The organism is Corynebacterium sp. HMSC074H12, assembly GCF_001813755.1.
In the GTDB taxonomy this organism is placed as follows: domain Bacteria; phylum Actinomycetota; class Actinomycetes; order Mycobacteriales; family Mycobacteriaceae; genus Corynebacterium; species Corynebacterium hiratae.
The window spans coordinates 146,289-159,915 of the sequence record NZ_KV813944.1; the positions used below are offsets into that span (position 1 = coordinate 146,289).

Here is a 13,627-nt window from a genome sequence, read left to right on the forward strand (position 1 = left end):
ATGCGTAAGCGAAAGGTATGAAAACTACGAGGTGGCGTATGCCGTCACCGGCGTGGCATTGAGGTCGAGGCTGACGGGCCGGCTTGCCTGTGGGAAAGCACGCTGTGGGCACGCCGGGCGCGGGCACGCGGCGCAGCCGGGGCCGATGGGGGTCGCCTCGGAAGGGGAGAGGTTGAGCGCGTCCGCGTAGACCACGCGATCCGCCTGTGCGATATCGCAGCCTAAACCCACGACGAATTCCTTGCGTGGCGTGCCCCAGGCCTGGGCCTGGCCTTGGACGAAGCGCGCAATCCACAGGTAGGTGTGGTCATCAGGCATCGAGGCCACCTGGCGCGTGATGCGATTGGGAGTTTCGAAGGCGCGGTGTACGACCCACAACGGGCAGGAGCCGCCGCTGCGGGCGAAGTGGAAAGCGGTGGAGGACTGGCGCTTGGAGATATTGCCTGCGCGGTCGGTGCGGATGAAGGAGAAGGGAACACCTTGGTGGCCGGGTCGCTGTAGCGTCGCCAAGCGCTGCGCGGTGGTTTCGAAACCAGTGCCAAAGGCCGTCGCGATGACGTCGATGTCATAGCGCGTTTCCTCCGCGGTGGCGAGGAACTGGGTATAAGGCATGGTCACGGCGGCGGCAAAGTACTGCGCGAGGCCCAGCGTGCCAATGGTCTGCGCTTCCTCGCCGGGTAATTCGGCGACGAGTTCCGCGCAGTGCTCCGGGTAGGCCAGCAGGCAGTACTGGAGCGCCATCTCAAAAACCAGCTGGGATTCCGTAAGGCCCGCGCGCAGGTGCAGCTCCCGGTTGTGGAAGGTGCGTCGGCGCGGGGACGAGGAGGAAAATCGCGTCGTAACGCCGAACTCATCTTGCAGGACGGAAGCCAAGCGCCCGCGGCGCAGAACTCGGTCCCCGAGCGAATCGGAAAGCTCCTCGGCAGCGATGTCGAGACTGTGGACGTAGTTGTGCGCGTCGTAAAAGAAGTCGCGGACCGCTTCGAAAGGGCCGGGTTCGGCGGGGGTGTGCGCGGCGGCGTCGACAAGCCGGGGCAGAAGTTCGGGGAAGCGCCCGCTGAGGTCAGTAAGGGTGGCTTCGGAGGCTTCAGGGAAGAGTTGGCGCAGCTCGGCGAGCGCACGCAGGTCACGGTCCCCAGCGAAGTAGGTGGCATCAATGCCGAAGCGTTGGGTCAGCTGCATGAGGACGGTGACGGTGAGCGGGCGCTGGTCATTTTCCAACTGATTGAGATAGCTGGTGGATAGCCCCAGCTGCTTCGCCATGGCGGCTTGCGTGAGGTGGCGTTCCTTGCGTAATGCGTGGATTCTCGCCCCCGCGTAGTGCTTGGTCACCGTCTGTTTCCTCCTAAAAAGCCTTCCTGCCTGGGGATTCCACAAGTTTTGCAAGTAACGCAAATCCCTGCAACAGATAGTCACAGTTTACACATGTGGCAGGGCGCACGGGCTGGGGTTAGTGTGATGCCTATCGCAATCGTTGTTCTTGTTCAGGAGGAGAACCCCTTTGATTAACCACGAAGTACGTACACACAAGTCCGCCGAGAACTTTCCCATCGAAGAGCACCTCGCCTACAAGATCGCCAAGGTAGCCGCCGATCCCGTCGAGGTTCCGGCCGAGACCACCGAGATGATCATCAACCGCATCATCGATAACGCTTCCGTGGCCGTCGCTTCCGCAACGCGCCGCCCGGTTACCTCCGCCCGCGTTATTGCGCAGGCCCACCCGGTGCAGGAAGGCGGCGCCACCATCTTCGGCGTGGACGGCGCATACTCCGCCGAGTGGGCAGCCCTAGCCAACGGCACTGCCGTGCGCGAGCTGGACTACCACGACACCTTCCTCGCCGCCGATTACTCCCACCCGGGCGATAACATCCCGCCGATTCTGGCCGTGGCACAGCACAAGGGCCTGACCGGCAAGGACCTCATCCGCGGCCTGGCTACCGGCTATGAAATCCAGGTCAACCTGGTTAAGGGCATCTGCCTCCACGAGTGGAAGATCGACCACGTGGCGCACCTCGGCCCCTCCGTCGCCGCGGGCCTCGGCACCATGCTGAAACTCGACGTCGAGACCATCTACCAGGCCATCGGCCAGGCGCTACACACCACCACCGCTACCCGCCAGTCCCGCAAGGGTCTCATTTCCTCTTGGAAGGCTTATGCACCGGCCTTTGCCGGCAAGATGGGCATCGAGGCAGTGGATCGCTCCATGCGTGGCGAGGGCGCCCCAGCCCCGATTTGGGAAGGTGAGGACGGCTTTATCGCCTGGATGCTCCACTCCCCGGAGCGCACCTACACCGTCCCCCTTCCGGGGGACGGGGAGCCCAAGCGCGCCATCCTGGACACCTACACCAAGGAGCACTCCGCGGAGTACCAGGCGCAGGCCCCGATCGATATGGCCTTTGCACTTAAGAAGACGCTCGCGGAGAAGGGACTGAAGACCGAGGACATCGAGTCCATCGTCCTGCACACCTCGCACCACACCCACTACGTCATCGGTACCGGCGCCAACGACCCACAGAAGATGGACCCGAACGCCTCCCGCGAGACCCTGGATCACTCCATCATGTACATCTTCGCCGTGGCCCTCCAAGACGGCGAGTGGGACTACGAGACCTCCTACGCCGACGAGCGCAAGCACCGCCAGGACACCATCGACCTGTGGCACAAGATCTCCACCGTCGAGGACCCGGAGTGGACTCGCCGCTACCACTCCAACGACCTGGATGAGAAGGCTTTCGGCGGCAAGGCCGTCATCACCTTCAAGGACGGCACCGTGATTGAGGATGAGCGCGCGGTGGCCGACGCCCACCCGCTCGGCGCCCGCCCCTTTGGCCGCGAGGAATACATCAACAAGTTCAAGAAGCTCGCCGCCGGCAAGGTCTCGGAGGAGGAGCAGGAGCGTTTCCTCGCTGCCGCGCAGAACCTGGAGAACCTCACCGACCTGAACGAACTCAACGTTCGCCTCACCGACGAGGCTATCGCCACCGCACCCGAGACTCCGAAGGGACTGTTCTAAATGGCTGGCCTATTTGGCTCCACTATCAGCAACGCAGACAAGCGCAAGAGCTTCCGCGAGGCGCTAAATGCACCGGAAATCACCACGCTGCCGGGCGCCTTCAACCCGCTGACCGCGCGCCTTATCCAGGATCTCGGTGGCTTCGGCGGCGTCTACGTCTCCGGCGCGGTGCTGGCTAATGACTTGGGTCTCCCGGACATTGGACTGACCACGTTGACCGAGGTAGCGCAGCGCGCCGGGCACATCGCCCGCGCCACGGACTTGCCGGTGCTTGTCGACGCCGACACGGGCTTCGGCGAACCTATGTCCGCCGCCCGCACGGTTGCCGCGCTGGAGGACGCTGGCCTGGCCGGCTGCCACCTAGAAGACCAGGTCAACCCGAAGCGCTGCGGCCACCTCGATGGCAAGGAAGTGGTGCCGACGGATCTCATGGTTCGCCGCATCACCGCCGCGGTCAACGAGCGCCGCGATGAGAACTTCATCATCTGTGCCCGTACCGACGCCGCCGGCATCCACGGCATCGATGAGGCCATCGAGCGCGCCAAGGCCTACGCCGACGCCGGCGCTGACCTCATCTTCACCGAGGCCCTGTACTCGCCGGAGGACTTCGAAAAGTTCCGCGCCGCCGTGGACACCCCGCTGCTGGCCAACATGACGGAGTTCGGCAAGACCGAGCTGCTGTCCGCCAAGCGCATCGAGGAGTTGGGCTATAACGCCGTCATCTGGCCGGTATCCACCCTGCGCGTGGCCATGGGTGCTACCGAAGAGTTCCTCCGCGACATGCAGGAAACCGGCCTGCAATCCGAGGAGTGGCTCGAGCGCATGCAGCACCGCTCCCGCCTCTACGAGCTGGTGCGCTACGACGAGTACAACGCCTTCGACCAGAGCGTGTTCACGTACTCCAAGGACAGCTACAAGCCCACCTTTGACTAAACCCCACCTTCCAGAACTCACACCAACCCGCACTTAAGGAGAAACACCATGTCTGAAACCCCAGAGATCCGCAAGGGCCTGTACGGCGTTGTCGTCGACGAGACCGCTGTTTCCAAGGTCGTTCCGGAGACCAACTCCCTGACCTACCGTGGCTACCCGGTCCAGGAGCTGGCCCGCTACTGCTCCTTCGAGGAAGTTGCTTACCTGCTGTGGAACGGCGAGCTGCCGACCCAGGATGAGCTGGTCCGCTTCTCCGCTCGTGAGAAGGCGCTGCGCCACCTGGACCGCCACCTCATCGATCTGATCACCTCCATGCCGAAGTCCTGCCACCCGATGGACGTTCTGCGTACCGCGGTCTCCTTCATCGGTTCCCAGGACCCGGAGGAGTACACCAAGGATTCTGAGCACATCCGCCGCACCGCGCTGGAGCTCATGGCGAAGCTGCCGACCATCGTCGCGCTCGATATCCGCCGTCGCCGCGGTGAGGGCTACATTGAGCCTTCCCGCAAGAAGGGCTTTGCGGAGAACTTCCTGTGGATGGTCTTTGGCGAAGAGGACGGCTCGCCGGCCCTGTCGCGCTCCGATATCGAGGCCTTTGATAAGTCCCTCATCCTCTACGCCGAGCACTCCTTCAATGCCTCCACCTTCGCCGCCCGCGTAGTGACCTCCACGATGTCCGATACCTACTCCGCGGTTACCGCAGCTATCGGCGCCCTGAAGGGCCCGCTGCACGGTGGTGCGAACGAGGCCGTGATGAAGAACTTCCTCGAGGTCGGTGACCCCGCCAAGGTAGAGGAGTGGACGCTGAACAAGCTCAAGAACAAGGAGCTCGTCATGGGCTTCGGCCACCGCGTGTACAAGAACGGTGACTCCCGTGTTCCGACCATGGAGGCCGCCTTCCGCGAGCTGGCCAAGGACCACGGCCAGGAGCAGTGGGTGGAGATGTACGAAAACATGGCGAAGACCATGTACGAGAACACCTCCATTAAGATTCAGCCGAACCTGGACTTCCCGGCTGGTCCCGCGTACCACATCCTGGGCTTCGACATCGAGTTCTTCACCCCGATCTTCGTGATGGCCCGCATCACCGGCTGGACCGCACACATCGTGGAGCAGAACGAGAACAACTCCCTCATCCGCCCGCTGTCTGCCTACAACGGCAAGGAGCAGCGCTCCGTTCCGCCGAAGCAGATCTAAGAGAAGCGGAACTAATCAGAGCACAACCAGCGCACGAAAATTTCTTCCTGTGCGCTGGTTTCTTCTTTGTCCGACTTATGTGCAGCGTGTGGATTTCTGTTGACCTATATGTCGATTCTCGCCCGCGTTGTCGCCTCGGACACTATCCTTGTCTTCGTATTGTTCCTATCTGAAAGGATCACTCCTAGTGCCTGATACCGCCCACAAGTCCTTCTCTAAGATCTTGGTGGCCAACCGCGGTGAGATTGCCGTGCGTGCCTTCCGCGCCGCCTTTGAGGTCGGTTCCAAGACCGTTGCAATTTATCCCAAGGAAGACCGCAACTCCTTCCACCGTGCCTTCGCGGACGAGGCCGTGCGTATTGGTACTGAGGGTCAGCCGGTTAAGGCTTATCTCGATATCGATGAGGTGATTCGCGCCGCCAAGAAGTCCGGTGCGGACGCCATTTACCCGGGTTATGGCTTCCTTTCGGAGCGTGCTGATTTGGCCCGCGCGTGCCGCGACAACGGCATTAAATTCATCGGCCCCACCGCCGAGACCTTGGACCTGACCGGTGACAAGGCCGCTGCAGTGGCCGCAGCCGAGGAAGCAGGGCTGCCGACTCTGAAGGACTCGAAGCCCTCGACGGACGTCGACGAACTGGCGGAATACGCCAAGGACTTTGAGTTCCCAGTCTTCGTGAAGGCCGTGGCCGGCGGCGGTGGCCGCGGCATGCGTTTCATTGAGAACGAGGCGGAGCTGAAGACCAAGTGCGCTGAGGCCTCCCGCGAGGCGGAGGCCGCCTTCGGCGATGGCAATGTTTACCTCGAGACCGCGGTGATTCGCCCGCAGCACATTGAGGTGCAGATTCTGGCTGACTCCCAGGGCAACGTCATGCACCTGTACGAGCGCGACTGCTCCGTGCAGCGCCGTCACCAGAAGGTCGTGGAGATTGCCCCGGCACCGACGCTGGACCCGGAGCTGCGTGACCGCATCTGCGCGGACGCCGTGAAGTTCTGCGAGCACATCAACTACGAAGGCGCCGGTACCGTCGAGTTCCTCGTCGATGAAAAGGGCAACCACGTCTTCATCGAGATGAACCCGCGCGTGCAGGTTGAGCACACTGTGACCGAGGAGGTCACGGGCGTGGACATCGTGAAGTCCCAGATGCAGATTGCCGCGGGCCTCTCCCTGGAGGAGCTGGGCCTCAAGCAGGAGGATATCCACATCACCGGCGCGGCGCTGCAGTGCCGTATCACCACTGAGGATCCCTCCAACGGCTTCCGCCCGGATACCGGCACGCTGACCCAGTACCGCTCGCCGGGCGGCGCGGGCGTGCGTCTCGACGGTGCAACGGCCGTCGGTGCGGAGATCTCGCCGAACTTCGACTCCCTGTTGGTGAAGATGACCTGCCGTGGTGTCAACTTTGAACAAGCCGTGGCACGTGCGCAGCGCGCGCTCAACGAGTTCACCGTGGCCGGCGTGGCCACCAACATCGGCTTCCTGCGCGCTCTGCTGCGTGAGCCGGACTTCGTCAACACCCGCGTGGACACCAGCTTCATTCCGGAGCACCCGGACCTGCTGAAGGCCCCGCCGGCCGTGGACGAATCTGGCCGCATCATCGACTACATCGCGGACGTGACTGTCAACAAGCCGAATGGCGAGCGCCCGACCACCCTGCGTCCCTTCGATAAGCTGCCGGGTCTGGACTTTAACTCCGAGCTGCCGCGCGGTTCCCGTGACGACTTGCTGGAGCTGGGCCCGAAGAAGTGGGCGGAGAAGATCCGCAAGCAGGACGCCTTGGCCGTCACCGATACCACCTTCCGCGATGCTCACCAGTCCCTGCTGGCCACCCGCGTACGCGGCACTGCTCTGGTCACCGCGGCGGAAGCCGTGGCCCGCATGACCCCGGAACTCTACTCCGTGGAGGCATGGGGTGGCGCCACCTACGACGTGGCCATGCGCTTCCTCAAGGAGGACCCGTGGGTCCGCCTGGACCTGCTGCGCGAGGCTATGCCAAACCAGAACATCCAGATGCTGCTGCGCGGCCGCAATACCGTGGGTTATTCGCCGTACTCCAACGATGTGTGCACCGGCTTCGTGCAGGAGGCTGCCAAGTCCGGCGTGGATGTCTTCCGCATCTTTGATGCGCTGAACGACGTCACCCAGATGCGCCCGGCTATCGACGCCGTCCTGGAGACCAACACCACCGTGGCCGAGGTTGCCATGGCCTACTCCGGTGACATGTGCTCCCCGGATGAGAAGCTCTACACGCTGGATTACTACCTCAAGCTGGCCGAAGAGATCGTCAACACCGGTGCCCACGTCCTGGCTATCAAGGACATGGCGGGCCTGCTGCGTCCGGAGTCCGCATCCAAGCTGGTTATGGCTCTGCGCAAGGAATTCGACCTGCCGGTTCACGTGCACACGCACGACACCGCCGGTGGCCAGTTGGCTACCTACTACGCGGCAGCGCTTTCTGGTGCCGACATCGTCGACGGCGCCTCCGCACCGCTGGCGGGAACCACCTCTCAGCCTTCGCTGTCCGCCATCATCGCGGCGTTCTCGAACTCTTCGCGTGACACCGGTATCTCCCTCAAGGCAGTCTCCGACTTGGAGCCCTACTGGGAGGCAGTGCGTCAGCTCTACCATCCGTTCGAGAAGGGAATTCCTGGCCCGACCGGCCGCGTGTACCGCCACGAGATTCCGGGTGGACAGCTGTCCAACCTGCGCGCACAGGCTACCGCGCTGGGCTTGGAGGACCGCTTCGAAATCATCGAGGACACCTACGCTGCGGTGAATGAGATGCTCGGCCGCCCGACCAAGGTGACCCCGTCCTCCAAGGTGGTTGGTGACCTCGCCCTGCACCTCGTGGGTGCTGGCGTGGACCCAGCTGACTTCGAGGCCAACCCCACCAAGTACGACATCCCGGATTCCGTCATCGCCTTCCTGCGCGGTGAGCTCGGTACGCCTCCGGGTGGCTGGCCGCCGCTGCGCGACAAGGTCCTGGAGGGCCGCGCGCCTGGCGACGTCACCGTCAAGCCCGTCCCTGAAGAGGAGAAGGCACACCTGACTTCGGATGATTCCACCGAGCGCCGTGCTTCCCTCAACCGCCTGCTCTTCCCGAAGCAGTTCGAAGAGTTCAACGAGTTCCGCCGCACCTACGGCAACACCGAGGCGCTGACGGACACCGTCTTCTTCTACGGTCTGGAAGAAGGTAAGGACTACATTGTTCACCACTTCCCGGAGGGCTCCAACGACCGTGCAGATCTCAAGCCCATTACCTTGCGTCTTGACGCGATGGGCGAGCCGGACGAGAAAGGCATCCGCAACGTCGTGCTCAACGTCAACGGCCAGATCCGCCCGCTCAAGGTGCGCGACAACAACGTCGAGTCTACCGTCGCCACCGTGGAGAAGGCTGACCCGTCTAACGAAGGCCACGTGGCCGCACCGTTTGCCGGCGTGGTGAACCCGACCGCCAAGCCTGGCGACGAGGTCAAGGCCGGCGACCAGATCGCCGTCATCGAGGCCATGAAGATGGAAGCCTCCATCTCCGCCACCAAGGATGGCACCATCGAGCGAGTCGCCATTGGCGCCGCCACCAAGGTGGAGGGCGGCGACCTCATCGCCGTTATCAACTAAAAGTCGACTTAGGTCGTGGATGGGTGAGCAGCGTCATTCTTGGCGCTGCTCACCGGTGGTTTCTGCGGGGGGGTGGGATTTTTCCGCACTGCATTGGCCTAAGTCAGGAGGGCGTCCCTCTTAAAAGGCATCTGGCAGAAGGCATCTTTGGGTCCAAAAACGCCATCTGCAATGAGTAAAAGGCGTTTTTAGCCGTGAAAACGCCTTTTGGCAGATGCCTTTTACCAGACGCCTTTTGGCAGATGTCTCCAGCACGTCGATGGAGGCATGCAGACGTTGTGCGTTGCGAGGGGTGCGAAGCAGGTAATCCGTTTCGCGAAGATACGTGCAGCGTTCTACGGAAACGGTCGTTGTGACCCGACCTAGGTTATAGGCGGGTGAGCAACGTCGCTCTTGGCGCTGCCGTCGGCGCGCCGACGAAGGTGTCGAGTATAGTCGACACCCTTTGTCGGCTTGCGGTACTAGAAGCGCTTGAGCATCACGTGGGCATCCGGGCGGCCCGGGACGTCGATGTCGACGAAGCCTTCGGATTCATATAGCTTGCGGGCACCGCTGTTCTCCGGCTCAATCCACAGCGATACCGCAGGAGCCTCTTGGGCTTCGGCCAGGTCGCAGGTGTTGCGCAGGAGGCGTCGTCCAGCGCCGAGGCCCCTGTAGCGGGACTCCACAGCAATGAAGAGCTCGGGAATTTCCTCCGGGTCGAGGTCGGTGGCCCACTGGGACTCATCAAAAGGATCTGCCTCGGGGTTGCCGGTGTAGGCGGCACCCTTCGCTTCAGTGGTGTAGTAGCGCAGCCACGCACCACCGACGGGAACGCGGTGGCTGGAGACTGCGATGACGCCGCCGTCGACGTGCGGGGACCATTCGTCGATGTACAGTCCCACGTCAGGCGTGTGGAAATCCCCGATATGGGCGTCCTCGTCACCGAGGACATCGGCGAGGAAAAGAAGGCGGGAGAGGTAGGTACGGTCGTGCTCCTTGGCCAACCGTACGCCGAACTCGGAATCGTTAACGCTCATGCCTTTCGAGGCTACTTGATCTCTGAATTTAGCTACTCACAGAGTGGCTCGAGGGGCGTTGGTGGATTCTCTATGGTCCAGAGAAGAGTACTCGTGGCGGTGGTGTGGCGTGTAACTCGCGGGTTCAGTAACTCCTCGACTTTCAAGATCGAGCGGAAGGCGTGAATAGCCTCCCTGCGACGTCGTGAGCTTATGAATGGCTCATTGTGGGCCGCGCGGTTTCTGACGCGATTGATTCGCGCTAGATGTTGTTCGACTTCCTTGCGGCGTGTGTGCGGCTCAAATGCCTTGTGCAGCGCAGGAATCCACAACAATTGCTCATGACAATTGCTCATGAGCTGCGTCTGTTAAGTGGCGCCAGAATCCAAAGGGGAGCTCGGCGACTAAAGCTCCTGGACTGACATGCTTCGTATGATTGCGTCGCAGAGCTTCCGCTATTGATTGCCGGTTCTTATCGTTCGAATCTATTTGTACTCCGTCGCGCATTCGGTGGAGAGGTGCATTCACTGGTGACTTGGGATCTATAAGCCAATGCTGGTCCCCCAGCCACCACCGTTCCAAAACAGTGTTATAAGAGTTTCTGAGCAGAACTTCGGCGTGTGAGGCGTCGTGGAGAAATGCCATCGCGACGCTGATGTTCCATTCATATAGTGCTAATGCGGCTTCGCCGTCTTGATGAGCAGCATGAAGAAATGGCTCCCAGCGCGGTGTTGAGAGCCATTGCGTAATCCACTGGCTATCCTGATGCGCCACTGCTGCATCCCCCCGGAGCGACAAGTCAGCACCCCGGTAAGTAGTACTCAGCAGGTCAGTGACCCAGAGCAGAGCTCCACCGGGGTATCACGTCATAGAGTAATTAACTGTGCTAATCGAGGCAAGGTTTCTAGCAGTTTTGTACTGCTCTCTGTCGGCAGGGAAGCGTTAGCGAACTACTTGATCTCCAGAATCGGCTCGCCCTTGTTGATCTGCGTGCCGGTGGATACCTTGAGGTCGGTCACGGTGCCGGACTTGTGGGCCTTGACGGGGTTCTCCATCTTCATGGCCTCGAGGACGACGACGACCTCGCCCTCTTCCACTTCCTGGCCTTCCTCGACGGCGACCTTGATGACGCTGCCCTGCATCGGTGCGGTCACGGTGTCACCGGACACGCTTGCCGACGCCCCCTTGCCACGACGCTTCTTCGACTTCTTGCGCTTGCTACCACCGCCCAAGAGCAGGTTGCCCGGCAGGGCCACCTCGATACGGCGGCCGCCCACCTCGACGACAAACTTCTGGGCAGCCTCCTGCTCTTCGTCCTCGGGCGCTTCGGCGGGGTCGACGTATGCGGGGAGCTCGTTAACCCACTCTTCCTCGATCCACTTGGTGTAGACCGTGAAGTTGCCGTCCTCGGCGGTGAAGGCGGGATCGGTGAGGATGGCCTGGTGGAAGGGGATAACGGTGGGAAGACCCTCGATGCGGTACTCGGCCAGGGCGCGGCGTGCGCGCGCGATGGCGGTGGCACGATCCGGACCCCAGACGATGAGCTTGGCCAGCATGGAGTCGAACTGGCCGCCGATGACGGAGCCTTCACGTACACCGGAGTCCATGCGCACGCCCGGGCCGGAAGGCTCGGAGTAGGTGACAACCGTGCCGGGCGCCGGCATGAATCCTGCAGCGGCGTCCTCGCCGTTGATGCGGAACTCGATGGCGTGGCCGCGCGGGGCGGGATCCTCGGAGATAGAGAGCTCACGGCCCTCAGCAATGCGGAACTGCTCGCGCACTAGGTCGAAGCCGGTGGTCTCCTCGGTAACGGGGTGCTCCACCTGGAGGCGGGTGTTGACCTCGAGGAAGGAGATGAGTCCGTCCGAACCGACGAGGTATTCTACGGTGCCGGCACCGTAGTAGCCGGCCTCGCGGCAGATGCGCTTGGCCGACTCGTGGATGGAGGCGCGCTGCTCATCGGTAAGGAAGGGGGCAGGGGCCTCCTCGACGAGCTTCTGGAAGCGGCGCTGCAGGGAGCAGTCACGGGTGCCCATGACGACGACGTTGCCGTGCTGGTCGGCGAGGACCTGGGCCTCGACGTGGCGGGCCTTATCCAGGTAGCGCTCGACGAAGCACTCTCCGCGGCCGAAAGCGGTAACGGCCTCGCGGGTGGCGGATTCGAAGAGGTCCTTGATCTCCTCGCGGGTGTGCGCGACCTTCATGCCGCGGCCACCGCCGCCGAAGGCGGCCTTGATGGCAACGGGGAGGCCGTGCTCATCGGCGAAGGCTTCGACTTCTTCTGCACTGGCGACGGGATCCTTGGTGCCCGGTGCCATAGGAGCATCAGCGCGCTCTGCGATGTGGCGGGCGGTGACCTTGTCACCCAGCTCCGCGATGGATTCCGGGGACGGGCCGATCCAGATCAGGCCGGCGTCGATGACGGCCTGAGCAAATTCGGCGTTCTCGGAGAGGAAGCCGTAGCCGGGGTGGATGGCGTCGGCGCCGGATTTGGAGGCGGCGTCGAGAATCTTGCTGAAGTCGAGGTATGACTCGGCGGAAGTCTGGCCGCCGAGTGCAAAGGCTTCGTCGGCAAGCGTGACGAATGGGGCATCGGCATCGGGCTCGGCGTAGACCGCTACGGATGCAATGTTGGCGTCGCGAGCCGCGCGGATAACACGGACCGCAATCTCACCGCGGTTGGCCACGAGGACCTTGGTGATGTTCTTGGTTTCAACTGCCACGGCAGGAACCCTCCTCCATGATTTGTGATAGGACTGCGTACTATTCTTGCACACCAAAACATGAGGATACCTTCATATCTTGGTTTCGTGTCAAAAAATAAACCCGCACCAGCGCGGATGCGGGCTTATATCGGCGTGTTGCTAGCGCTCAACGGGCATGCGAACCATGTTGCCCCATTCTGCCCACGAGCCGTCGTAGACACGGGGTGCCTCGAATCCGAGCAGGTACTTGAGGACGAACCAGGTGTGCGCAGCCTGGGCTCCGACGTGGGAGTAAAGGACGGTCTCCGTTGCTGGCTCGAGCTCACCGTAGTTGACCTTCAACTCGCTCAGCGCGCGGAAGCAGCCGTTCGGGTAAATCGCGCGGTCCCACTCGAGGTTGATGGCGCCGGGAATGTGGCCGTGGGTCATTGTGGTGCCGTAGGCGGACTCACCGGCCCCGGTCTTGTGGGCGGCCTCGCCACAGAACTCCTCTGGGCTGCGGGTGTCAACCACCGTGGCGGAGGAGTCACGCAGCTCGTCGACGAAAATGCGCGAGGATTCCTCGCGGGAAACCTCCGGATAGGAGGAAGCAGAAGGCTCGGGGACCATGAAGGAGGTGTCGCGTTCTTCGGACATCCAGGCGTCCCGTCCACCGTCGAGAAGCCGCACGTCCTCGTGACCGTAGAGCTCGAAGACCCACAGCGCGAAAGCGGCCCACCAGTTGGACTTGTCGCCGTAGAGGACGACGGTATCGTCGCGCTCAATACCCTTGGAGCGGAGGAGTGCGGTGAAGTCCTCTGCGCTGATAATGTCCCTCGCTGTGCTGTCGAGCAGCTCAGTTTGGACGTTGATGCGGATCGCGGTGGGGATGTGGCCGATGTCGTAGAGGAGTGAGTCCTCATCAACCTCGATGACGTGGAGGCCGTTGATGCCCAGTCGCGCGGACAGCCACGGTGCGGACACGAGGCGCTCAGGGTGCGCGTATTCCTGGAAAGGGGGATTCGGGTCGAATTCGGCCACGGTCCACCTGCCTTTCTCGTTGAGGGGGGAACGTTCGGTTCAACTCTAGCGTGCTGGGCGGACATGTGGTCACGGGGGAGGCGTATTTGTGGTGTTGGATACATTTCTTCTGCAGTTAGCGCTGCTGCACGTTCACTGGTTA

General features: G+C 62.3%; 8 protein-coding genes. 4 read left to right on the forward strand and 4 right to left on the reverse strand.

Annotation, left to right across the window (positions count from 1 at the left end; translation table 11 throughout):
• Window positions 1–24: 24 nt before the first annotated feature.
• A complete protein-coding gene (locus tag HMPREF2932_RS11605) occupies window positions 25–1,332 on the reverse strand; it encodes a short-chain fatty acyl-CoA regulator family protein (protein WP_071410182.1) in 1,308 nt (435 codons plus the stop codon).
• Between the two features lie 169 nt (window positions 1,333–1,501).
• Between HMPREF2932_RS11605 and prpD the strand changes: the two genes are divergently transcribed.
• The 4 genes from prpD (at window position 1,502) to HMPREF2932_RS11625 (ending at window position 8,762) form a co-directional block, all read left to right on the forward strand.
• On the forward strand, window positions 1,502–3,013 hold the full coding sequence (gene prpD, locus HMPREF2932_RS11610) for a 2-methylcitrate dehydratase PrpD (RefSeq protein ID WP_049154344.1): 1,512 nt from the start codon (window positions 1,502–1,504) through the stop codon (window positions 3,011–3,013).
• Window positions 3,014–3,946, forward strand: a complete 933-nt coding sequence (gene prpB, locus HMPREF2932_RS11615) for a methylisocitrate lyase (RefSeq protein WP_071410183.1) — start codon at window positions 3,014–3,016, stop codon at window positions 3,944–3,946.
• Window positions 3,947–3,994: 48 nt separating this feature from the next.
• Complete coding sequence (locus HMPREF2932_RS11620) at window positions 3,995–5,143, forward strand: bifunctional 2-methylcitrate synthase/citrate synthase (RefSeq protein WP_071410184.1); 1,149 nt, start codon at window positions 3,995–3,997, stop codon at window positions 5,141–5,143.
• A 187-nt stretch (window positions 5,144–5,330) separates the two neighbouring features.
• A complete protein-coding gene (locus HMPREF2932_RS11625; protein ID WP_071410185.1) occupies window positions 5,331–8,762 on the forward strand; it encodes a pyruvate carboxylase in 3,432 nt (1,143 codons plus the stop codon).
• Window positions 8,763–9,223: 461 nt separating this feature from the next.
• Here HMPREF2932_RS11625 and HMPREF2932_RS11630 read toward each other — a convergent pair whose 3' ends face one another.
• From HMPREF2932_RS11630 to HMPREF2932_RS11640, 3 genes are all read right to left on the reverse strand, one after another.
• On the reverse strand, window positions 9,224–9,781 hold the full coding sequence (locus tag HMPREF2932_RS11630; protein ID WP_070754599.1) for a GNAT family N-acetyltransferase: 558 nt from the start codon (window positions 9,779–9,781) through the stop codon (window positions 9,224–9,226).
• A gap of 929 nt (window positions 9,782–10,710) precedes the next feature.
• Complete coding sequence (locus HMPREF2932_RS11635) at window positions 10,711–12,483, reverse strand: ATP-binding protein (protein ID WP_071410186.1); 1,773 nt, start codon at window positions 12,481–12,483, stop codon at window positions 10,711–10,713.
• Window positions 12,484–12,624: 141 nt separating this feature from the next.
• Complete coding sequence (locus tag HMPREF2932_RS11640) at window positions 12,625–13,485, reverse strand: sulfurtransferase (RefSeq protein WP_070680428.1); 861 nt, start codon at window positions 13,483–13,485, stop codon at window positions 12,625–12,627.
• Window positions 13,486–13,627: the final 142 nt, after the last annotated feature.